The 23,465-nt window shown below is 41.8% G+C and carries 21 protein-coding genes; 14 read left to right on the top strand and 7 right to left on the bottom strand.

Annotation, left to right across the window (positions count from 1 at the left end):
* The first annotated feature begins 12 nt into the window (after window positions 1-12).
* From lptB to ACP14Y_RS08310, 4 genes are all read left to right on the top strand, one after another.
* Window positions 13-744: an LPS export ABC transporter ATP-binding protein gene (lptB, locus tag ACP14Y_RS08295; protein WP_424962491.1), complete on the top strand. Its 732-nt coding sequence runs from the start codon at window positions 13-15 to the stop codon at window positions 742-744.
* A 6-nt stretch (window positions 745-750) separates the two neighbouring features.
* Window positions 751-2,277, top strand: a complete 1,527-nt coding sequence (locus tag ACP14Y_RS08300) for a GH3 auxin-responsive promoter family protein (protein WP_424962492.1) — start codon at window positions 751-753, stop codon at window positions 2,275-2,277.
* A 100-nt stretch (window positions 2,278-2,377) separates the two neighbouring features.
* Complete coding sequence (locus tag ACP14Y_RS08305; protein WP_424962493.1) at window positions 2,378-2,662, top strand: hypothetical protein; 285 nt, start codon at window positions 2,378-2,380, stop codon at window positions 2,660-2,662.
* A 51-nt stretch (window positions 2,663-2,713) separates the two neighbouring features.
* Entirely contained in the window at window positions 2,714-4,300 is a 1,587-nt protein-coding gene (locus tag ACP14Y_RS08310) for a SulP family inorganic anion transporter (protein ID WP_424962494.1), read from the top strand.
* Between the two features lie 42 nt (window positions 4,301-4,342).
* On the opposite strand, the gene ACP14Y_RS08315 is transcribed toward ACP14Y_RS08310, so the two are convergent.
* Window positions 4,343-5,368 (bottom strand): RluA family pseudouridine synthase, encoded by a 1,026-nt coding sequence (locus ACP14Y_RS08315; protein ID WP_424962495.1) that lies wholly within the window; start codon window positions 5,366-5,368, stop codon window positions 4,343-4,345.
* 17 nt (window positions 5,369-5,385) lie between these two features.
* Between ACP14Y_RS08315 and ACP14Y_RS08320 the strand changes: the two genes are divergently transcribed.
* Genes ACP14Y_RS08320 through ACP14Y_RS08330 form a run of 3 tightly spaced genes read left to right on the top strand, consistent with a single transcriptional unit; the run spans window position 5,386 to window position 9,538 of the window.
* Window positions 5,386-6,288, top strand: a complete 903-nt coding sequence (locus ACP14Y_RS08320) for a 1-aminocyclopropane-1-carboxylate deaminase/D-cysteine desulfhydrase (protein ID WP_424962496.1) — start codon at window positions 5,386-5,388, stop codon at window positions 6,286-6,288.
* 28 nt (window positions 6,289-6,316) lie between these two features.
* The gene (locus tag ACP14Y_RS08325) at window positions 6,317-7,993 is read left to right on the top strand and encodes a hypothetical protein (protein ID WP_424962497.1); all 1,677 of its coding nucleotides are present in this window, start codon (window positions 6,317-6,319) and stop codon (window positions 7,991-7,993) included.
* Window positions 7,994-9,538: a DUF5723 family protein gene (locus tag ACP14Y_RS08330; RefSeq protein ID WP_424962498.1), complete on the top strand. Its 1,545-nt coding sequence runs from the start codon at window positions 7,994-7,996 to the stop codon at window positions 9,536-9,538.
* On the opposite strand, the gene ACP14Y_RS08335 is transcribed toward ACP14Y_RS08330, so the two are convergent.
* From ACP14Y_RS08335 to radA, 5 genes are read right to left on the bottom strand one after another with little or no spacing between them, the layout of a single operon-like run.
* The gene (locus ACP14Y_RS08335; RefSeq protein ID WP_424962499.1) at window positions 9,539-10,258 is read right to left on the bottom strand and encodes a class I SAM-dependent methyltransferase; all 720 of its coding nucleotides are present in this window, start codon (window positions 10,256-10,258) and stop codon (window positions 9,539-9,541) included.
* Window positions 10,245-10,901: a 7-cyano-7-deazaguanine synthase gene (locus ACP14Y_RS08340; RefSeq protein WP_424962500.1), complete on the bottom strand. Its 657-nt coding sequence runs from the start codon at window positions 10,899-10,901 to the stop codon at window positions 10,245-10,247. The genes ACP14Y_RS08335 and ACP14Y_RS08340 overlap by 14 nt, the downstream gene beginning before the upstream one ends.
* Window positions 10,888-11,538, bottom strand: a complete 651-nt coding sequence (locus tag ACP14Y_RS08345) for a hypothetical protein (protein ID WP_424962501.1) — start codon at window positions 11,536-11,538, stop codon at window positions 10,888-10,890. Before ACP14Y_RS08345 ends, ACP14Y_RS08340 begins: the two co-directional genes overlap by 14 nt.
* A complete protein-coding gene (locus tag ACP14Y_RS08350; protein ID WP_424962502.1) occupies window positions 11,525-12,172 on the bottom strand; it encodes a 7-cyano-7-deazaguanine synthase in 648 nt (215 codons plus the stop codon). The genes ACP14Y_RS08345 and ACP14Y_RS08350 overlap by 14 nt, the downstream gene beginning before the upstream one ends.
* Entirely contained in the window at window positions 12,172-13,527 is a 1,356-nt protein-coding gene (radA, locus tag ACP14Y_RS08355) for a DNA repair protein RadA (protein ID WP_424962503.1), read from the bottom strand. The genes ACP14Y_RS08350 and radA overlap by 1 nt, the downstream gene beginning before the upstream one ends.
* A gap of 52 nt (window positions 13,528-13,579) precedes the next feature.
* On the opposite strand from radA, the gene glyA reads away from it, so the two are divergent.
* From glyA to rpiB, 3 genes are read left to right on the top strand one after another with little or no spacing between them, the layout of a single operon-like run.
* The gene (gene glyA, locus ACP14Y_RS08360) at window positions 13,580-14,854 is read left to right on the top strand and encodes a serine hydroxymethyltransferase (protein WP_424962504.1); all 1,275 of its coding nucleotides are present in this window, start codon (window positions 13,580-13,582) and stop codon (window positions 14,852-14,854) included.
* 3 nt (window positions 14,855-14,857) lie between these two features.
* Window positions 14,858-15,685: a twin-arginine translocase subunit TatC gene (gene tatC, locus ACP14Y_RS08365; RefSeq protein WP_424962505.1), complete on the top strand. Its 828-nt coding sequence runs from the start codon at window positions 14,858-14,860 to the stop codon at window positions 15,683-15,685.
* Entirely contained in the window at window positions 15,682-16,110 is a 429-nt protein-coding gene (rpiB, locus tag ACP14Y_RS08370) for a ribose 5-phosphate isomerase B (protein ID WP_424962506.1), read from the top strand. The genes tatC and rpiB overlap by 4 nt, the downstream gene beginning before the upstream one ends.
* Here the strand turns inward: rpiB and ACP14Y_RS08375 are convergent.
* Window positions 16,100-17,470, bottom strand: a complete 1,371-nt coding sequence (locus ACP14Y_RS08375; RefSeq protein WP_424962507.1) for a hypothetical protein — start codon at window positions 17,468-17,470, stop codon at window positions 16,100-16,102. The genes rpiB and ACP14Y_RS08375 overlap by 11 nt on opposite strands.
* A gap of 93 nt (window positions 17,471-17,563) precedes the next feature.
* On the opposite strand from ACP14Y_RS08375, the gene rbfA reads away from it, so the two are divergent.
* The 4 genes from rbfA to ACP14Y_RS08395 all read left to right on the top strand — a co-directional run bounded on the left by rbfA (window position 17,564) and on the right by ACP14Y_RS08395 (window position 23,465).
* The gene (gene rbfA, locus ACP14Y_RS08380; protein WP_424962508.1) at window positions 17,564-17,926 is read left to right on the top strand and encodes a 30S ribosome-binding factor RbfA; all 363 of its coding nucleotides are present in this window, start codon (window positions 17,564-17,566) and stop codon (window positions 17,924-17,926) included.
* Window positions 17,923-19,149: an FtsX-like permease family protein gene (locus tag ACP14Y_RS08385; RefSeq protein WP_424962509.1), complete on the top strand. Its 1,227-nt coding sequence runs from the start codon at window positions 17,923-17,925 to the stop codon at window positions 19,147-19,149. The genes rbfA and ACP14Y_RS08385 overlap by 4 nt, the downstream gene beginning before the upstream one ends.
* Window positions 19,150-19,230: 81 nt before the next feature.
* Window positions 19,231-22,143 (top strand): DEAD/DEAH box helicase, encoded by a 2,913-nt coding sequence (locus ACP14Y_RS08390; protein WP_424962510.1) that lies wholly within the window; start codon window positions 19,231-19,233, stop codon window positions 22,141-22,143.
* 77 nt (window positions 22,144-22,220) lie between these two features.
* The gene (locus ACP14Y_RS08395) at window positions 22,221-23,465 is read left to right on the top strand and encodes a PDZ domain-containing protein (protein ID WP_424962511.1); all 1,245 of its coding nucleotides are present in this window, start codon (window positions 22,221-22,223) and stop codon (window positions 23,463-23,465) included.

Genomic DNA, 23,465 nt, shown 5'->3' on the forward strand with positions numbered 1-23,465 from the left:
TGCACCTCTTTTATGGAATTACGCGCAGAACATCTCATCAAGAAATACCGAAAGAAGAAAGTCGTCAATGACATATCGGTCTCCGTGAAAACGGGAGAGATCGTTGGGCTTTTGGGGCCAAATGGTGCCGGAAAAACAACCTCTTTCTATATGATTGTGGGCCTAATCAAGCCCAACGAAGGTCATATCTACCTGGATAAAGAAGATATCACAGAGCTCCCGATGTATCAACGAGCCAAACTAGGAATCGGGTATCTGGCGCAAGAAGCATCAGTATTTCGAAACCTGAGTGTGGAAGATAACATTCTGGCTGTGCTGGAGATGACGAATAAGAGTAAGCAAGAGCAAAAGGAAAAATGTGAAAGCCTGCTGGAAGAGTTTAGTTTAACTCACGTGAGAAAAAACATGGGAAAGGTCCTCTCCGGAGGTGAGAGACGGAGAACGGAGATTGCACGTGCTCTTGCCGTCGATCCCAGTTTCGTGCTTCTAGATGAGCCATTTGCTGGAGTAGATCCAATTGCAGTGGAAGAAATTCAAACAATTGTTGCTCAATTGAAAAACAAAAACATCGGTATTTTGATTACTGATCATAATGTGAATGAAACATTATCAATCACAGATCGGGCATACTTGATGTTTGAAGGTCGACTGTTAAAGGCAGGGACAGCAGAGGAGCTGGCGAACGATGAGCAAGTAAGAAAAGTTTATCTTGGTAAGCACTTCGAACTGAAAAGAAAGATTTAAACAGCGATGGAACTCTTAAACTCCATATTATCGTGGGTAATGAAAAAGCGCATTCACCAGATTGAGCTCTTCATGAAATACCCACATGAAGTTCAAAATGAGCTTCTGGAAGATCTCATCAAGAAGTCTTCCAAAACGGAGTATGGAAAAGAGTATGGTTTCAGCACCATTGAAAATTACGAGCACTTTAAAAGTAAAGTCCCGATCGTTAATTATGAGGAGCTGTTCCCATATATCGAACGATTGATGAGGGGTGAGCAAAATGTTCTTTGGCCTTCAGAAATTCGTTGGTTTGCCAAATCTTCAGGTACAACCAATGCAAGAAGCAAATTCATTCCGGTATCGCAGGAAGCACTTGATGATTGTCATTATAAAGGAGGAAAAGATCTTCTGAGTATCTACTTCAATAATTACCCAGACGCAAAGATGTTTTCAGGAAAGGGGCTAGTTATAGGTGGTAGTCATCAGATCAACCAGTTTGATGAGAATTCAAATTCTTACTACGGAGACGTTTCTGCCGTACTCCTTAAAAATCTGCCCTGGTGGGCGCAAATGGTTCGTACTCCCAGCCTGGATATTGCACTGATGGACGAGTGGGAAGAAAAAATTGATAAGATGGTGGAGATCACGTCCAATGAAAATGTGACCAACATCTCCGGTGTGCCTACCTGGATGATTGTTTTGATAGAGAAAATGCTGGAGCGCAACAATGCTAGCAATATCCTGGAGATCTGGCCCAATCTTGAAGTGTTTTTTCACGGGGCAGTTTCTTTCACTCCCTATGAAGATTTATTCAAAAAGCTGATCCCTTCACCAAAGATGCGATACATGGAAACATACAATGCATCAGAAGGATTCTTCGGCATTCAGGATCAAACAGATAGCAAAGACATGCTCCTGATGCTTGATTATGGCATTTTTTATGAGTTTGTTCCTTTCAGTGAGCTTGATAGCGACAACCCAAAAACACTTACACTTGATGAAGTGGAAGTTGGCAAGAATTACGCGATCATCATCACCACAAATGCAGGGCTATGGCGATATCGAATTGGTGACACTGTCACCTTTACCAGTATTGACCCTTTTCGCATTAAAATCTCAGGTCGAACCAAGCACTTTATTAATGCTTTTGGAGAGGAGCTAATCATCGATAATGCGGAAGTGGCCATTGCGGAAGCCTGCAAACGAACCAATGCGACGATTGACAATTTCACTGCCGGGCCGATGTACCTGGATGAAGGAAAAAAGGGGGGGCACGAGTGGATCATTGAATTTTCAAACCAACCGGAGGATTTGGAGCGCTTTTCGAAATTACTAGATGAAAAATTGCGTGAAATCAACTCAGACTATGATGCCAAACGTTATAAAGACATTGCTCTTCAAGAACCGGTTATTCATGTGGTCCCGCAAGGCACTTTTTATGCATGGATGAAATCTCGCGGAAAACTCGGTGGACAGCATAAAGTTCCGCGGCTGGCTAATAACAGGGAGTATCTGGACCAATTGATCGAGTACAGATCCCAATCATCATAAAATTCGATGTAAGTCTTTTTCGATTCAACTCCTGCATTAGTTTTGCGTAAGTACTTTCCCTACTGGAACAATCTAAACGTATCGGTAGTTTAACTCTTTTATGCGAAATATTCTCGCCATACAATACCTAGCCATTCTACTATGCGTCACCATGGTAGGTGAAATTCCAATTGAGTATGGAGACTTGATCTCTATTGAAATAGATACTGAAAAAGAACAGGAAGAAAATACGGAGAAGGAAAAAGAAAAAACTACTGGTCAAGAATACAATCTAAATGATAAAGAAGGTCTTACTATTGCGCTGAAATTCAGCACACGAGACCAACAAAGTGACTGGAATTCTCCATCCATAGATTTACATACACCCCCTCCCGAGCAACTCTAAAACTTCGCTCAACTTTTTTAATGTATTACTCATCGACAACTCTAAATCAAAATGGATTCGAACAAAACCAGTATATTCAATAATTTTAAAGCAGACCTATCCGCCAGTGTGGTGGTATTCTTGGTAGCTGTACCTCTATGTTTAGGTATCGCGCTTGCATCAGGAGCTCCTCTTTTTTCAGGCATTATCGCCGGTATAGTGGGAGGTATTATAGTAGGTCTCATAAGTGGATCTTCTTTAGGAGTAAGTGGTCCAGCCGCTGGACTAGCCGTAATTGTACTTTCAGCTATACAGGAGTTGGAGGCGTTTCCTATTTTTCTTGCAGCCGTTGTAATAAGTGGTATCATACAAATACTCCTTGGAATAGGGAAGGCCGGAATTATCGGCTATTACTTTCCTTCTTCTGTGATCAAAGGCATGCTCTCTGCGATTGGTATTATCATCTTCTTAAAGCAGCTTCCTCATGCTGTTGGGTATGATGCAGACCCGGAAGGTGACCTGGAATTTATTCAACCTGATGGTGAAAATACGTTTTCTGAACTAATCACTATGATGGATTACATCCAACAGGGTGCATTGGTCATATTCATAATCTCAATGGCAATATTGATCCTTTGGGAACGACCTTTCATGAAGCGAATCAAGTTATTTCAGGTTGTTCAGGGACCGTTAGTAGTTGTTACCGCCGGGATAATCATTAATCAACTTTTCTTTGGATCAGATCTGTACATTGATGAGACGCATATGGTAAGCCTTCCTGTAGCTGGGTCTTTCACAGATTTCATCAATCAGTTCACCTTTTTCGATCCCTCGGCCATGCTTAGAAAAGATGTCTTAATTCTTGGAGCTACTATTGCTGTGGTTGGATCATTGGAGACCCTTCTTTGTGTAGAAGCAACAGATAAATTAGATCCTCAAAAGCGCATAACTCCTACAAATAGAGAATTGATGGCTCAGGGTGTTGGTAACATGGTTTCAGGTATGGTCGGAGGTTTACCAGTAACTCAGGTAATTGTTCGAAGTTCAGCGAACATTCAGTCTGGCGGAAAAACCAAGCTATCTGCAATCATGCATGGGATTTTGCTTTTGGTATCTGTCATTACCATTCCACATGTGCTCAACTTAATTCCGTTATCGAGTTTGGCAGCCATCTTGATTGTGGTTGGGTATAAACTGGCTCGTCCATCATTATTCAAGCAAATGTATGCTTCCGGAAAGTCAGAGTTTATTCCATTTATGGTAACCATCTTAGGCATCATTTTCACAGACCTTCTAATAGGTATCCTGATGGGGCTTGCGGTTGGTATTTTCCAGGTGCTATACTACAACTTCAAAAAGCCGTATAATGTCACTACCATCAGTGATAATGGAAAAACCAAACTAACGTTGGAGCTTTCTGAAAACCTTACTTTCCTAAATAAAGCCAGCATCATTGAGACAGTATCTCACCTTCCAGATGATGCCGATATAACCATTGATGCAACTCGTTCACATTTTATACACCCGGACATCATGGAAATCTTAGAGGACTTTAAGCAAAATGCGGAATACCGAAATATTAAGCTCGAGTTCCTAGGACTGGAAAAAGTTCATACCAATCAGTTAGAAGAGCTCAAACGTGCAGCAAAGGATATGTAAAAGAAAAAGGCCTTCAGCAATGAAGGCCTTTTTTCTATTTAATTAGTCTGTATGGTCAATATAGTTTTTCCATTTTTCCAACACAGAAGCAAAGTCCTCTGGCAGTTCTGAGTCAATAAAAACTTTTTTCCTGGTAATCGGGTGAATAAACCCAAGTGTCTTGGCATGTAGCGCCTGACGCGGCATCATCTTAAAGCAGTTTTGAACAAACTGTTTGTATTTTGTAAAAACCGTTCCCTTTACAATCTCAGCCCCTCCATAGGTCTCATCATTGAAAAGAGGATGTCCCAGGTATTTCATGTGGGCTCGAATTTGATGAGTTCTGCCCGTTTCCAGGTTGCACTTTAATAGTGAGACATATCTCAGGTCTTGTAGCACTTCGTAATGAGTTACGGCATTCTTCCCAAAATCTCCGTCAGGAAAAGACGCAGTAATTCTTCGGTCTTTTAAGCTTCTGCCTACATTCACATCTATTGTCCCTTTCTCCTCCTCGGGCACTCCCCAAACAAGAGCATAATAGGTTCGCTCAATCGAATGATCAAAAAATTGCTTTGCCAATCCATTCATGGCCTTTTCGGTTTTGGCGATCACCAGCAGTCCAGATGTATCTTTATCTATGCGATGCACCAGTCCTGGTCGCCCATCATTTCCTTCCATTTCAGGTAGGTTCTTGAAATGAAAGGCGAGTGCATTAACCAATGTCCCTGTCCAATTTTGATAGGCTGGGTGGACCACCATCCCAGCGGGTTTGTCCACAACCAAAAGGTGATCATCTTCCATCACGATATCCAATGGAATATCCTCCGGAACCAGCTCTTCATCTTTTGGCGGCTCAGGCAGCATTACGGATATTTCATCACCCGGATGAACCTTATAATTTGGCTTTACGTCACTACCATTAACCTTCACAAATCCTTCTTTTATTCCTGCCTGTACCTTATTTCGCGTCACGTTTGGTAAACGATCCATCAAAAACTTGTCAATCCGCAACAGTTCTTGTCCGGCATCTACTTTGATATTGTGATGTTCGTATAAGTCTCCTTCAATTTCGTTGGCTTCATCCGTCATGGCTGTAAATTTAACGGATGGTAAGTCTTCCCACACCAACTCAGAGAATATCACACCCGCTATTATCAGAAAAGCAGATTCAGCTTTTTGTTAAACGAGACGATCTCATTCATGGGGAAATCATGGGGAATAAGTGGCGAAAGTTGAGATACAATCTGGAGGAGATGAAGAGAAACAGCATTGATTCACTTATCACTATGGGTGGTGCATTCAGCAATCACATTGCAGCCACTGCTGCAGCTGCTAAGGAGCATAATTTGAAAGCAATCGGGATCATTCGGGGTGAGGAATTGAATGAAGTCAGCAATCCAACATTGCAGTTTGCCCATGCTAAAGGCATGGAGCTGCACTTTGTTGATCGAGCCAAATTCAGAAACCTTCGGGATAACGCCGGACAAATCGAAAAATTTTATCCAAACCATTTCTTTCTTCCAGAGGGCGGCACCAACGAACTGGCCGTGAAAGGTTGCGAAGAAATCATTCCAGAAATATCCATCCCTTTCGACGTGATTGTAACTCCAATTGGTACAGGGGGAACATTTGCAGGACTGACAAAGTCAGCACTAAAAAAGCAACAAATAATGGGCATAAGTAGCCTGAAGGGGGATTTTATTTTTAATGAAATATCCGAATTACTGAAAGAATTAAACATCCGGAATAAAAATTACTCAATTATAAATGACTATCATTTTGGAGGATATGGAAAAGTCAATGGTGAATTGATCGACTTTATCAATTGGTTTAAAGAAAACTTCAACATCCCTTTAGACCCGATTTATACAGGAAAGTCGTTTTTTGGCGTTTGGGATATGATTAAAACCGATAAATTTGAAAAAAATCTTAAAATAGTACTATTACACACAGGTGGCCTTCAAGGTATTAAAGGCTTTAATCGAAAAAATGAAAATATTATTCAATAAGACTTAATTTTAGATCAATTTGTCAGCGGTGAAAAAATTTGTGTATGTAGTTATCTCCGCAGCTTTGTTTGCAGCCTGCAATGTGGGAGAGCTGGAGTTTGATGATTTGGAAGTGACTCCAATCCAGGGACCGTTTGTGTTTCCTCTGGGGCAGACCACCTATGTGATGTCAGACCTGCTGGAAAAACAAACCGGTGATTCTCTGGACTTTCAGCAGGACAGTACCTCTCTGTACACACTATTCTATTACGATACAATCTCTTATAGTGCCCCTGATGATTTCATAAGTATCAGCGACATTGTTCAGTCAGGGATAGCTAACCCACCGGCATACCTTGCTGGAGCAGCTCGTCAGGAAACATTCACTGCATCTTTTGACCTGCTTTACGAACCTGATGGTGATGAAATAATTGATTCACTATTTTATTTAACGGGAGACCTCACATTTGCCACTGAATCAGAAATTCCTGCAGATGTAGACTATACCTACACCGTACAGAATACGACCCACACTACTACCGGAACTCCAATAGCTATATCTGGAACAGTAACCAATACTGCAGCACCTGTAGATACAGACAGTCAAACAAGCTCCCTGGTCAATCACGTAACAAAACTGACAGAAGGTGATAATACATTTACTGTAGATCTTGAAGCAACCGTAACTTTGGCTGCTGGTCAATCATTAACCGGGCTCGAAGAATTTAGATTTACCTTGACCTTTGGCAACCAAACCTTTGGACTTATCTACGGAAAGTTTGGTCAGGACGTTGTTCAGGTTGGCAATCAGTCTTTAGAAATTGATTTCTTTAGCCAGGCCGCCAGAGAGGGCATTACATTTGGTAACCCTAGCATGACTTTCGATTTTAGAAACTCATTTGGTGTGCCGGTAGAAGTTGATTTTTCCGGGTTGCATGGCGTAGACAGTGAAGGAAACCAAACGTTTTTGACAGGCAATATTGTAAACAATCCACCTATTGTAGATGGCTCTGATGTAAACAGTCCTGATATAAACACGCCGGGGGAAACAGTTCAGTCGACCATTGAGATAAACAGAACAAACTCAAGCATTATCAATGTGCTTGGCTCATCACCGGAACAACTGGTTTTTGATGTACTTGGCCGATCGAATCCGGAAAGCGACACGGAACTCAATTACCTTCAGCCAACAAGTGAAATCACTGCGTATGTAGAGGTTAAGGTGCCGATGGAGGTACAACTTGAAGATTATGAAGAGACAGGTGCCTTTAGTCTAAGAGATGGGTTTGATGCTTCCAATCTTGACTCAGCTTTCATCCGACTCGTTACACTAAATGAGCTTCCATTTACTGGGACTGTGAGTCTTGAAGTTCAGGCCGAGGACAGCACCGTGCTTTTTCCAATCACTGATGAAAGCGATCCGAGGTATGACTCAGCCACAACAAATCACCCAACACAAATAGAGAGACTTACAAATATTCCTGTTATAAAAGCTCCACTTATAAATGTCAATGGAGATGTTACGGACCCGAGTGGAGAGACGCATGATGTGGCTTTAACCAATGAGGAAGTTCAATTATTAAGTGGTGCAGCCAGAATTGTAATCACTATGACTTTAAATACACCGGCTAGTCAAACATCCAGAGACATCTATGTTAAAATTTTGGCTGATTATACCCTCACATTAAAAGTTGGCGTAGGTGCCAGGTTTAACCTGGATTTATAAATGAAGAAATTTGCAATCACCATATTGTTCCTAACCTCTCTCCATTGTTTGAATGGTCAAACCAGTGTGGCTTTTCAACATTTGGGAAATGCTACTTTTCAAAATAACCTGATTAACCCCTCTCTCATACCAGAAGGCAGATGGTTTATCGGCCTGCCAGTGATTTCTGGTGTTCATGTAAATGTGAACAACAAGTTGAGCTACAGTGAAGCTTTTACCAAGCAAGAAAATAGCACACTCATAGATGTAGACAAGATTTTAGGTGAGCTTCAGAACCAGAACATGGTTTCTACCAAAGCAAATATCAATTTGCTTCACATTGGGTATCGTTTTGATAGCGGCCCAATGATCAGCTTTACGGCCAATGAACGAGTGGAAGGTGACTTTCTCTATTCTAAAGAAATGGTTGAATATGTTTTCAAACCAGGAAATTCTGCATCCTTAAATGATGATGTTAAAGTCTCAAGAGTTGGGGTAAGAGCAACTCATTTTAGAGAGTTTGGATTAGGGCTGGCAGCACCGCTCACCGACCAGCTGACTGTTGGAGTCAGAGGTAAATTTCTTGTTGGATTTGCCGATGTAAGTACACCAGGAAATGCCAAAGCGACACTGAGGTCTGACGGAGAAGCATTTCAGCTTTCAGCCGAATGGGAAAATGCAATGTACCGCACTTCAGGTCTGGACATTTACAATGAAGAAGAAGGGGACATTGGGTCTCACCTTGTAATGAATAGCAACACAGGCTTTGCGCTTGATATTGGAGGAACCTACCACCTTAATAGGTATTACACCATTACTGGATCAATCGTTGATATTGGATTTATCAACTGGAAAGAAAACGTTCAGAATGAAATACTCAACGACACCTCTTTTGCTTACAATGGAGTTGATTTAAGTGACATTGGAAATCTTCAGCAGACCCTTGAAGACTCCCTTTTTGATAAGTTTAATACCACAGAAAACTTTGATCCGTATAAAACATGGCTACCAACCACTGCATATGGTAGTTGGATCTATCATTATAGTCCTAAGACAGACATCTATGTATCTGTCGGCTCTCGGTGGATTCAAAGGCAATTAAAGATGATGTATGGTGCCGGGGTGACGCAGAAATTTGGTCGTGCTTTTACGGGATCAGTTAGTGTGACTAAACTACCCCAACAATTTTTTAATGTTGGTGCTGCATTTGCTGCCAAGGGTGGTCCTGTTCAGATGTACTTGGCTGTGGATCATGTCATTAATTTCAATGTTCCTAAATCTAAGGCTGTTGACTTTAGGTTTGGGATGAACTTCGTGATTGGAAAAAGAAAAACTCCTGAGCTGGAAAGTGGGCTTTCCAGAGGACCTATCCAAGGGGCTAAAGGGTTAGATACGAATGTATTCCTCGGAAAGAAAGTAAAAACCAAGAAACGTGATGGCATCTACTCAATTATCAAGAAACAGAAACGAAGAGAGCTGAAGAATAAGCGTACGAAGCGAGATAATGATGTGAAAAAGAAAAGCCTGAACGGAAGATCCGGTAAGAAAAACACCAGTAACGAATAATTATTTTTGGCAGGTCAGAAAGCCTAATTCCCAGGTTACTGAGAAGCCACTTGATTCCATCACACCCAGTTTTTTGAAAGCGATCATAATCTCCTGATCAGATGGGTTTAAATCCAGACAAAAAAGAAGTCGGAAAAAGTCCATCGCACTTGCCCTCGAATCAAAATTCCAGTGATATTTGTCTGTCTCCATTTTTACATTAAATCCTACTTCCCTTATCTCTTTGAGATCCTCCTCTTTAATGAATCTGCCACGATGACCCATGCTGTTCCATTGATCCAGAAATCCATTTAAGAATTCCTCTATCCTACTCCCTGCAATTGCATCCGCAATAATAAGCCTCCCCCCATCTTTTAGAATTCGGTACATCTCCGAATAAAAATCTTTCCGGGCAACAATATGATGTAGCGCAGCGAGGCTTACTACTTCATCAATAGATTCATCATCAATATCAACTTTAGACTCTTTGCACTTCTTGATATTTGAGTGGTTGTCATTGAATTCCCCGGAAAAATCATATGCGAGGTAATTGATGTCTTCACTTAAGTATTGCTGAAGATAACCTCCACCTGCCGGCAAATCCAGAATAGTCGATTTCGGAGTTTGACAGAGACGCTTTACTGCAGCATGAAATTCCTCCTCCCTGGCATTTGGATATCTTTCCATAGCCAGGTGATACGATCGCCCACGCTGATTGAATATGTCTTCATACGCTTGCATTAGCAAAATCTTTCACGTCTTTGCAAGTAATGCATTTTCCGCAAGGCTTGGGGCGTTTCCCTTCTTCATATATTGGTCTTCTACACCACCAGGTATTCTTGCGAACATCCTCCGGCAAGAAATCCCAAATCTCTTCTTTGGTGAAGTCAACAACTGGAAACGTGTATTCAGGCAGCTTTCTTTCTTCAAGCGAGAGCACGCTCTGGAAGATTGCCTGTGCCCGCTTCATCCGCATAGCGAAATTATCTCCACCTGAATCTACATCCGTTTTGGTTCTCCCCATCGCAACAAACCCTATGTCTTTTCTCGCAGCACAAATATTACCAGAGAAAAATGCACATACGTCCATATCGAATGGAAATCGGTTTGAGCGAAGGGCCGCAAAACCCATCGTGCTGAAGGTGCTTTCAGTCACCAAAAATTTTCGCTCAACATTCTTCTGGTAGTAGGTTAAAACTGCATTTACAGCAGCGGCCTCAGCTTTTGCACGATTTTCCCGATTCCAAATGTGAATATGATGAACGATCAACGGGTGATCCACGTACTTTTCGTTCGTCATTAATTCATGAATCACACCGGTAGAATCAATGCCACCCGAATACATACAAAGGATAGTGGGCTTTTCTGGATTATTCTTTTCCATTTATAAATTCTTTTACCTGTAAACATGTACCACATCTACCACAGGAACGAGCAATGTTGCCTTCATAAACCGGTGTTCTGCACCACCAAACCATTTTTCTTACTGGCTCTGGTAAGCTAAACCATATTTGTTTTTTATCATAGTCGATAACAGGGAAGGTGAAGGAAGGCGGTTGCTCCTTTTCTAAAACCCAGACACTATTAAAAACATCCTGCATTCGTTTCATCCTTGCTTCAAAGTTTCCACCGCTAGCCACATCGGTCTTAGTCCTGCCCCAGGCTACATAACCGATTTCTTTTTTTGCAACAGAGAGGTTAGCTCCATAAAAAGCACAAACATCCATGTCATACGGAAACCTTTCTGCATTAAGGCCCGCAAATCCCATTGTATTGAAGACACTCTCAGTAACCACAAATTCCTTACTAATATTGGTTTTGTAGTATGCTAAAATATCTTTCACAGCCTGGAGTTCTGCTCTTGCTCTGTTTTCACGATTATGAATGTGAATATGATGTAGAATGATCGGATGCTCTTCAAATTTCTCATTGGTGAGTAGCTGATGCACTACTCCCGTGGAGTCAATACCGCCGGAAAACATACAAAGGATTGTTGCTTTTTCTGCTTTAGTTTGATCCATCTATAAACGTTTTAACCTGCATACAGGTACCGCATCGTCCACATGGTTTTGCGATTTCATTTTTATAAACAGGTGTTCTACACCACCATGTCCAGTTTCTGACTGCCTCAGGCAAGCTATACCAAACCTCCTCTTTTGTAAGCTCAAGTATTGGATAGAAAAATTCGGGTTTGGTGTCTTTTTCCAGTAACCAAACCGCATCAAAAATCTCCTGCCGTCTCCTCATTCTGGAACTATAGTTTCCCCCAGATTCTACGTCAGTTTTTGTGCGACCAACTACCACCTGACCAATATCTTTTCTGGCAGTGGCAATATTCGCGGCATAAAAGGCGATCACATCTGCATCATAAGGAAATCGGGTTGCCTTCAGCGGGCCAAACCCCGTACTATTAAATGTACTCTCTGTGAATACGAAATTGCGACTTACATTTTTCTTGTAGTACTGCAGGATGTGCTTAACTGCTTTTGCCTCTGCCTTTGCTCTATTCTCTCGGTTATGGATGTGGATGTGATGAACAAATAGCTTGCAGTCAGCAAATTTTTCTTCTGTTAGAAGATGATGAAGTGCTCCGGTGGAATCAATACCTCCTGAGAACATACACAATATGCTAGGCTTTTCTTGAGTGGCGCTCACTAAAACAGATGTCTAAACGTATCACTAAGTTTAGAAAAAGAATTGACTTTTATCTTGAATTGATCAAGGTCTTTTGCTTTGAGGTTATGTTTTGAAATATAAATCTCTTTAAATCCCAACTTCTCAGCCTCATTGATTCTGTTTTCTATCCGGCTGACCGGTCGAATTTCACCCCCTAATCCAACTTCCGCAGCAAAACATACATCTTCTTCGATCGGGGCATCTTCAAACGAGGAAAAGATGGCTGAACAGATAGCTAAATCCAATGCAGTATCCTGAACTTTTAATCCACCGGCAATATTCAAAAAGACATCCTGTGTGCTCAGTCTAATACCCAATCGCTTTTCCATCACAGCAAGTAGCATGGTCAATCGTTTATAATCATAGCCTGTGGTGCTTCTCTGTGGATTTCCGTAGCTCGTGGGGCTGACAAGAGCTTGCGTTTCTAAAATCAATGGGCGATTGCCTTCCATTGTAGTCCCTAATGCGATACCACTCAACCCCGGCTCCCGAGGGGATATCAATACTTCTGAAGGATTCGTCACTTCCCTCAGCCCATTCGCATTCATTTCAAACATACCCAGCTCAGAGGTTGAGCCAAATCGGTTTTTAATAGTTCTCAGAATCCGATATGATAAATGGCGGTCTCCTTCAAACTGAAGCACCGTGTCCACCATGTGTTCCAATACTTTCGGGCCAGCAATAGCTCCATCCTTATTTACATGTCCGATCAAAAAAACCGGGATCCCTTTTTGTTTGGCAAACTTCATCAATTGGCCAGTACATTCTTTCACCTGGGAAATCGATCCAATCGCTGCTTCGATTCGATCCGAATGAAGTGTTTGAATGGAATCAATAATGAGAATATCAGGACTGAGGCTTTCCGCCTGCCGCAACACTTCGGACAAGCTGGTCTCCGCATATAGGAAGCAATGATCTGCTGTAGTGCCAATTCGCTCTGCCCGCATTTTTATCTGCTCAGCACTCTCCTCACCCGAGACATAAAGTGTCTTTTGAGACAACCGAATGGCCATTTGAAGCATAATCGTGGATTTCCCAATTCCAGGCTCTCCACCTACTAATACAAGCGACCCATCAACAATACCTCCACCAAGCACACGATCCAATTCCAGAATTCCGGTCTTCAGACGCTCTTTTAATGCCTCCTCTCCGGCCTCTTTGATGTTAACTGGTCGGCTTTTCTCAGTAGAAAAATCAACAGGAGCTGCAGTACTTTTACTTACCACTTCCTCCACATAAGTATTCCATTCACCACATGAAGGACATTTACCTACCCACTTGGCAGACTCGGCACCACAAGATTGACAATAAAAGACTGTTTTGGTTTTGGCCATATTACGTTGGGATAACGGCTAAGATATAAACTGTCTAAGTTAATTTTGAGCCATGCAAAAAGATCAGAAAGTTTTCGACCTAATCAAGGCTGAAGAAAAGCGGCAGATTGAAGGAATAGAGCTGATAGCCTCAGAAAATATTGTGTCACCACAGGTGCAGGAAGCCGCCGGAAGTGTCCTTACCAACAAATATGCAGAAGGACTACCGGGTAAAAGATATTATGGTGGCTGTGAAGTAGTAGATGAGATTGAAGATCTGGCAAGGGAAAGAGCAAAAGAGCTTTTCGGTGCGACCTGGGCAAATGTCCAGCCACACTCAGGAGCGCAAGCAAATGCTGCAGTAATGTTGGCATGCTTAAATGCCGGAGATGAAATTCTTGGTTTTGATCTTTCACATGGTGGACACCTCACGCATGGATCTGGTGTGAACTTTTCAGGAAAGCTTTACAAACCAAACTTTTATGGAGTAGAAAAAGAATCTGGTCTCATCGATTATGATCAGCTGGAAAAAGTGGCACGAGAGAAAAAGCCAAAGATGATCATCTGTGGTGCGTCTGCATATAGCCGCGATTGGGATTACGAAAGATTCCGAGCTATTGCTGATGAAGTAGGGGCTATTTTGCTAGCTGACGTTTCCCACCCATCTGGTTTGATAGCGAGAGGTCTTTTGAATGATCCACTTGAATATTGCCACATTGTGACCACTACCACACACAAGACACTGAGAGGTCCAAGGGGTGGGATGATCCTGGTACGAGATGACATTGAAAACCCATGGGGCTTAACTACTCCTAAAGGAACCGTACGAAAACTGAGTTCACTGCTCGACTCTGGGGTTTTTCCCGGTACTCAAGGAGGACCATTGGAGCACATAATTGCTGCAAAGGCTGTGGCTTTTGGAGAGGCGCTTTCAGATGATTATATGGATTATCTGCTTCGAGTAAAGAAGAATGCTGCGGTTATGGCAGAAGCTTTCGTGAAGAAAGGATATGACGTGATCTCAAAAGGCACGGACAATCACCTCATGCTGATTGATCTTCGGTCTAAGGATATTACGGGTAAGGATGCAGAGAATGCACTGATCAAAGCAGACATTACCGTGAATAAGAACATGGTTCCGTTCGATGACAAGAGTCCGTTTGTGACCTCAGGCATGCGAGTGGGAACACCTGCCGTTACTACAAGAGGTCTGGGCGAAGACGATATGGTGAAGATTGTTGACCTCATTGACACGGTAATCACCAACAAAGAAGATGAAAGCAAAATAGCCGAAGTGAAGACTGAAGTGAACAGCTGGATGTCCAAGTTTCCGTTGTTTAAGGGATAAATAATGCCACTGGATCAGATACCTGATGAAAAAGAGATGTCCTTTTTGGATCATCTCGAAGAATTGCGATGGCATATCATCCGTTCTCTGATCGCTATTGTGGTTATTGCTATTGCAGCGTTTGCAATGAAAGACTTTGTCATTGGCACAGTCATACTCGGCCCTTCACGCACTGATTTTTGGACATATCAGAAGCTCTGTCAGCTGGCAGATCTAATAGGCACACCTGCCTTATGCATTGACTCACTCACGTTTGAGTTAGTCAGCAGAAAGCTGAGCAGCCAATTCATGACCCATGTATCCGTCTCGTTTGTGGTTGGCTTGGTGTTAGGATTTCCATACCTGTTTTGGGAAATATGGAGGTTTATCAAACCCGGCCTTCGGCCACAAGAACGAAAAGCCTCAAGAGGCGCAACTTTTTCTGTTTCTATACTATTTATGATGGGTGTGCTGTTTGGATATTTCCTGATCGCTCCCATCTCCGTTCGTTTTTTCTCCACCTACCAGGTAGATCCATCACTACAAAATCTTTTTGATCTTTCTTCATACATCAACACGGTGACACTGATCGTGTTTGGGTGCGGAATTTTATTTCAACTTCCTGTGATCGTTTATTTTCTCACCAAAGCAGGCATAGTGAGCTCAGCACTAATGAAGGCTTACAGAAAGCATTCAATCATCGTAATTTTGATATTGGGAGCGATTGTTACCCCACCAGATCCATTCAGTCAAATACTGATTGCTTTACCTTTGATGATGCTTTACCAGTTTAGCATCGTTATAGCCAAGCGAATAGAAAAAAGAGAAGCCCGACAAAACAAAGAATCATGAAATTAGCAATAGGAGGCGATCACGCCGGATTTCAGTACAAAGAAAGAATAATTAATCATTTAGAGGCTGCCGGGCATTTGGTTCGGGATTTCGGACCAAACACAGATAACTCGGTCGATTACCCAGATCATGTGCATCCTTTAGCTTCCTCCATAGCATCAGAAGATTTTGACCTGGGGATTTTAATCTGTGGGAGTGGAAACGGCGTGGCTATGACTGCCAATAAGCATGAAAATGTACGAGCCGCTCTGTGCTGGAACACAGAACTGGCAGCACTAGCCAGACAGCACAACAATGCGAATATTATTTGTCTGCCGGCCCGATTTGTGGCATATGAATACGCTGAAAGTTTGGTAGACACTTTCATTAAAACAGACTTTGAAGGTGGCCGACACGAAAGAAGAGTGAATAAAATTAATTGCTGATTTTCTCGTATCTGTTCGAGCTCGTTCTTTGGTAAGCAGATTCCATTTTCGGAAACCGACTAAACACCGCGGGTACCATATCCATCCTGTCAATTATAATCTCAGGATCTGCCTTTTGAAACATTTCATGTAGTCCAGCCGCAGTGTGGTAGTAAGCCAATCCTTCAAACGCCTTTAGGGCGTGATGCTCGCTAAAGCAAGGAGTTAATATCATTTCATTTTGGTAGTATCCCAGATCTCCTCCTAAAACCATCAGGCCTTTTTCAGCTGGCCTGCTTTCCACTAGCAAGGGATCTGCGAAGTTCCTGTAGCAATAGATAGCATAGAATAATATGCCAAAGATCATGAATCCAGGCATGACAAATTGAAAGATTCGTTTTTTCAAAAGAATGAAATAATGAGTCCAGAAGTACGCTATCACTGGCACGATGAATACAATCTCATGAAAAGACTTTCCATTGGAAAGAAAAAAGGTCGCAACTCCTCCGAAAAACATGAGCCAAATTACCTGCTGTATTTTTTGCTGGAAGCTTGTGAGTCTTGCAGAACCCCAGGTTTTGAACACCGAAAGAACGAAAATAAAAATAAACCCGGCGCTGATTAAGAGAAATTCGTCTGTATCCACTGGTGATCCCGCCTTTAGAAGGAGATTTTGAGTCACATAGCTATCGATGAAAACAGAGGCATGCCCCCTTGAATAGAAATACAGTGTACAAAGTGAAAATGCCATCAAAAAGCTAAAAAGATAAAGCAGCAACCGCCTTGTAACTGCGGTAGAAAACAATATCAGTGCAAACAAAAACACGAAGAAAAAGATCATTGAGGGCAAATAGATCATCGCTGCAACACCCAGATAAATTCCTGAATTAAGAAAGAGCTCGTCAGTCACTTGATTATCAATCCTCCTCAAAACATTTCTCAATGACATCAAAACGAACGTAAGGCTCATCAATTGAGGAGAGAGTGTCATGAAGTCCGGCACAGCCAACATCAAAATCACGTATAAGAAAGCTGGCAGGTAATTGTTCTCGTCGTAGGCTTTGTTTTTCAATAGCAGCTGGTTGAAAATTCCTGCCTGAAAAATGATCACCAGCGAACTAAACCCATAGTGGATGAAGTTGCTTCGGCCAAAAATGAAATACAGATGCTTATAGACAAAAGCTGCAATTGGGCCCGTGTAATCAAATGTTTCTGCATACATCTTGAATCCTTGATTGAGCCACTCCCCTAAAAGAAGCCACTTTAGTCCATAGAATGATTGCTCGTCGATAAAAGCACCCTGAATAAGCCTGATGACAATCATCAAAATGAAGATAATGGCCAGGCGATAAGGATCGTTTATTCTAAAAAACCGTAACAAACAGTCTGAATTTTGATGTGAAATAAGGTAGAGTCCGAAATTAGGACATTTGGATAAACCGCTTAACGATTATCTTAGGATATTTGCAGATATATGGAAAGTAAGCGTCAAATAAAATACAGCAAGCAACTTCAAAAAGATATTGCAGAAATCTTTCAGCAAGACCCATCGCATTATTTTGGCTCAGCTCTGGGAACAATCACTGGAGTTTCGGTATCACCAGATCTTGGGCTAGCACGTGTGCACATCAGTGTTTTTCCTATCAACAAAGCAGAGGAAGTCTTCAAACATCTGGATGATATTAAAAGTGAAGTGCGGCTAAAGCTTGGAAAAAAAATTGGCAATCGGGTGCGCATCATTCCAGAGCTCGCTTTTTTTCATGATGATACGGAAGAGAAAGCTTCCAAAATTGACAACCTCATTAACAAGCTAAACATACCGCCTGAGGAGCAATGAATTTTCCTTTCTTTATAGCGCGGAAATATTTCCTTTCGGGAAAGAAGAAAAATTTTATCAATGTCATCTCCATCATTTCCATGGTGGTGGTCGCCATTGGTACCATGTCTTTGATATTAGCCCTGTCAGTTTTCAATGGGCTGGAAGGCCTGCTCCGCTCCATGTATGGAAACTTTGACCCTGATATTGTGATCCTGCCTACATCAGGAAAATCGTTTAAAAATGATGCTGCAAATACTCAAAAAATAAGATCTATAAAGGGAGTCTTGGGTGTGGCTGAAGTTGTAGAAGACAATGTGCTGGTCGAATACAAAGAGGCGCAGCGATTGGTCAGGATGAAGGGGGTCAGCCGTGATTTTGATAAATACAGCGGCATCAAAAATGTGATGGTTTCAGGCGAATTTCCTCTGGTAAGAGATAGTATTGGCTATGCCTTGATCGGACGTGGTGTTCAGTATGATCTTTCGCTGAGCTTGAAGAATGACTTCTACACATTACAGATGTACTATCCGAAGGATATTGGTCCGGGTGTGGTGAACCCTACCAGAATGTACAATCTGCTCAATATTATCCCTGGAGGAGTTTTTGCCATTGAAAAGCACTATGATGATAACTATGTATTTGTCCCGATTGAGTTTGCCAAAGAGCTTTTAAACTATGAAGATAGACTTTCTTCCTTTGATGTGTATCTGGATGGAGATTCAAATGCATCTGAAGTAAAGCAGCGTCTGCAGAATGTCCTGGGAGATCAATTTGATGTGAAGCTTGGGGAAGAACTTCACAGTGATTTGTATAAGGTTCTAAAAATTGAAAAGCTATTCGTGTTTCTGATTCTTGTTTCAATTATCGGAATTGCATCAATCAACATCTTCTTCTCGCTTACCATGTTAGTGATCGAGAAAAAGAAAGACATTTCTGTGCTGTTTGCTCAAGGAGCCTCCGCCCAGCTAATCCGAAATGTTTTTCTATACGAAGGATGCATTGTGGCTTTTTCAGGAGCTGCGGTAGGCTTAATATTAGGAATCGGCCTCAGCTTACTCCAGCAACATTACGGATTGGTCGGAATGGGGATGGACTCAGCAGTTATGAATGCTTACCCAGTCAAAATAGAGATTCCTGACGTACTACTGACCATTTTAGCCATAATCATTATTACCGTATTGGCTTCTATTCAGCCTGCAATCAAGGCCGGAAAATCCTTCTCCACGCACACTTTACAATAAACAGACAAACTCTTCACAATTTCTTGATGTTCACGTATCGGATTTTTACTATTTTCGAAGTTTATCTGATTTCAAAAATCTGTGAAAGTATCACCTGACAAGCCATTTGAATTAATCTACTCACTCTACGATCATGAGTATTTAGGGTACCTGATCGAATCTTTTGTTATACAACTGAATGATAAAGGAGAACTCACATATTCTCATCAGAATATCTCTGCAAAGAATGCAGACGAGTTTAGCTCCCGCCTGGATGAGAATGATTTTAAGATCATCAGGCTGATGGATCAGATTCAGCAAGATCAGGTTGCCAATCACTTTCAGAAAAAAAAGCAAAAACCAGAAGATTTTTTCCTTAAAGTCTATGACAAAAACACGGGAGACAAAATCCTCCAGGGTGAGATAGAAAGCTACATAGAAAGAAGACGTTCGCAGATTTTGTCTTTGATTGGTGGCAAGCGCCTATTTGAGATGGGGAAGGATGGAGAGCCCGCATGGAAGGAAATTGAAGTGGTGGATGAAAAAGCCACTATTCTATTCCACTTTAGAAAAAATGAAGACAACACCCACTATTTTCCAACTATTAAGTTGCGGAATGAAAAGATTGAATTCCTGAATAATGGAAGCTATCTTCTATGCAAAGAACCGGCATGGCTCGTGGCAAACGAACAGCTCTTTACCTTTCAGAAACCAGTGAGCGGAGGGAAGCTCAAGCCCTTTCTGAAGAAAAAGTTCATTCTGATTCCCAAAGACATTGAGGAGACCTATTACAAAAAGTTTGTTGGTCCGCTTATCTCTGAATTCGACGTTTATGCTAAAGGGTTTGACATAGTTACTCACAAGCCAAAACCCACTCCAAAAATCACGGTAAGCGAGCTCCAAACCTCACAAAATGCCTCACTTTTTGATGATAACGGAAATGCCCCAGCCGCAACCAATGATAAGCTGCTATTGGAGTTATCGTTTGATTATGGAAAGCACAACTTCAATGCTGATAAGCTGAGTAAGGTGAGTGTCTCAATGGAAAAGCAAGCTGACAATTACACTTTCCATCGGATTAGCCGTGATCATGAAGGTGAAAAAGGAATTATTGAAGAGCTGGCAACCAAAGGTCTACCGTTGAGAAACTCAAGGGTTACACTGCCTAAGACCACCGCTTTCGACTGGATCGGAAGAAATAGCGACCTGCTTCAGGATTTTATCATTAAGCAAAATCAGCAAGGTAAAAAGTTCTTCGTCGGAGAGTCCACCATCGATTTGGAGGTGAGTGAAGGGGTAGATTGGTTTGACCTAAAAGCCAAGATCAGGTTCGGAGATTTCGAGGTGCCTTTTGAAGAAATTAGAAAGTGCATTCTAAAAGGAAAGACTGAGGTCAGGCTCCCAAACGGAGAAATTGGTGTAATTCCCGAATCATGGATTACACGATACAAGGATCTCTTCGCATTTTCATCAGAGACTGATGATGGGATCACATTAAACAAAATACACGTCTCTCTGGTGCAAGAGCTAAAAGAAAGTGAGCTTGCAAAAGTGACAATAGACCGCAAGCTGGAGAAGCTTCTAGGTTTTGAGAAAATGGAGGATTATTCCGTTCCATCATTATTTGAGGGTGACCTACGGCCCTATCAGCTGGCTGGATACAACTGGCTTAGATTTTTGGAGGACTACAATTTTGGCGGGTGCCTGGCTGATGATATGGGTCTTGGAAAAACCATTCAGGCCCTCGCTTTATTGCAGCATCAGAAAAACGAAAACCCAGATAGCACCAGTTTGCTAATTATGCCAACCTCCCTCCTTTACAACTGGGAAATGGAGGCGAAAAAGTTTACCCCAAAGCTTAAAATACTTAACTACACAGGAATCAACCGCGTCAAGGATACAGCCAGATTTGGTAAGTATGATGTGGTGATTACTAGCTACGGCACCACCCGTGTAGATACCGATATTCTGTCAGATTTCTATTTCAACTATATCATTCTGGATGAGTCGCAGGCAATTAAGAATCCTGATTCGCTCATTTCCAAAAAAGTGAGAGAGCTGAAATCAAGAAGAAAGCTAATTCTGACAGGCACACCAATTGAGAATAGTACCCTTGACCTGTGGTCACAGATGAGCTTTCTAAACCCGGGCCTGCTTGGGAACGAGAGCTACTTCAAAAAGGAATACCTCAAGCCTATAGAGAAACAAAAAGACGAGAACAAAACAAAAAAGCTTAATGCCCTGATAAAGCCCTTCCTCTTACGACGAGAAAAGAGCCAGGTGGCAGACGATCTGCCCGAAAAGGTGGTGAACGTTCGATATTGCACCATGTCGGAGGCGCAAAGGGAGTATTACGAAAAAGAAAAAAATGCTTTTAGAAGCAAAATCATGGACGTGATTGAGACGGATGGAATCGCTAAATCACACATGGTCCTGCTGCAGGGTCTGACTCAACTTCGTCAGATTGCGAATCATCCAGGCATGGTTGATCCTGATTACGAGCAAAGCTCTGGAAAACTGGAAGAGGTCACCTATATGATTGAAAATACGATCTCAAAGGGGCACAAAGTGCTTATCTTCAGTCAGTTTGTTAAGCACCTAAAAATCGTTTCAGACTACCTGGAGGGCCAGAAACTATCTTATGCCTATTTGGATGGTTCCACCAAAGACCGTCAAAAACAAGTAGAACGATTTCAGAATGACCCTGATGTTTCCATCTTCCTGATTTCATTGAAAGCCGGTGGAACAGGCCTTAATCTGACCAAAGCAGAATATGTGTTCCTTTTAGACCCGTGGTGGAATCCAGCGGTAGAGGCTCAGGCAATAGACCGGGCTCATCGTATTGGCCAAACCAAGAAAGTCTTTGCTTATAAGTTTGTGAGCAAGGACACCATAGAAGAAAAAATAATTAAACTACAGGAGCACAAACAAAAGCTGGCTTCCGACCTTATTACTGTAGAAGAAAGTTTCGTAAAAAGTCTCTCACAGAACGACATTCAAGATCTATTTGAGTAAATTTTATCAATCAAATAAGGGTTAGATTTTGTTCGTGTTGTTAGATGAGTGTAATTCACTACGTAAGAGACTTTCCAATGAGAAATCCGATTATAAGTCTGATTGCATTCATTTTAGTAATAAACACCTGCTTGTGTTCAACCGCTTCAGGACAGAAGGAGTTTGGCTTTAAAATGCCTGAAAGTACTCGGAAGATCGAAATCCCATTCGATCAGCACAATAACCTCATTATCATTCCGATTACCATCAATCGATTTCTAACACTCAAATTTATTCTTGATACCGGAGTAGAAAGTGCAATCCTTACTGAAAAGCTCTATGCTGATATTCTGGATGTGAATTACGTCAGAGAGATTACCATAGATGGTCCCGGCCTTGTCGATTCGGTAGAAGCTTACATCGCCAATCAGGTCACTTTTGGTTTACCCGGAGGGGTGATTGGACACAATATGAACATGCTTGTTCTGAAAGAAGATTACCTTAAGTTGTCAGAAAACATTGGGGATGATGTTCATGGCATCATTGGGTATGACATCTTTTCACGGTTTGTCGTAGATATCAACTATGATGACAATATATTGACGCTCTATAACCCTCAGCGATTTAAGAAAAGCCGCAGAGCTGTAGAAGTTCCCATTGAAATTCGTGGATCCAAGCCATTTCTAAACGCAACAATTAAGCAAGACAACAAAAAAACAAGTCTGGACATCATGATTGATACAGGTGCTAGCCATGCCGCATTGATCGACTATAATTTTTTGGACGGCATTGATTTGCCGGAAAAAACGATAGAAACCAGGCTTGGTCGGGGAATTGCCGGCGAGATACCTGGGCAGGTTGGACGCATGGACTCAGTTACGATCAACTGCTTTGACTTTAGTGAAATGTTGGTTTCAGCTCCATATGAAGGAGCCTACAACAAATTAATCAAGCGTGGTGCTAGGATAGGAACCTTTGGCGGTGAGCTACTCAATCGGTTCAATGTTACTTTCGACTATGCCAATGAGAAGCTGTATTTAAAAAAGGGTGAGAAGTACAAAGAGCCCTTTGAATATGATATGAGCGGAATGGCTTTAAATGCTGTGGGCAAAAACCTGGACACCCTAAAGGTGATAAGCATAGACAAAGACAGTCCTGCATACAACGCAGATATCCGAAGGGGTGACATTATCCACTCTATCAATGGAAAGAGTCTAAGGTATCATAGCCTATCAGACATATATAACTTACTGCAATCCCGTGATGGAAGAAAAATCAAAGTAAAGCTCTTTAGAGACGGAGAGAAAAAGAAAGTGAAATTTAGATTGAAGAGAGTCATTTAA

The sequence above is a fragment of the Ekhidna sp. genome, from assembly GCF_965247405.1.
Lineage (GTDB): Bacteria > Bacteroidota > Bacteroidia > Cytophagales > Cyclobacteriaceae > Ekhidna.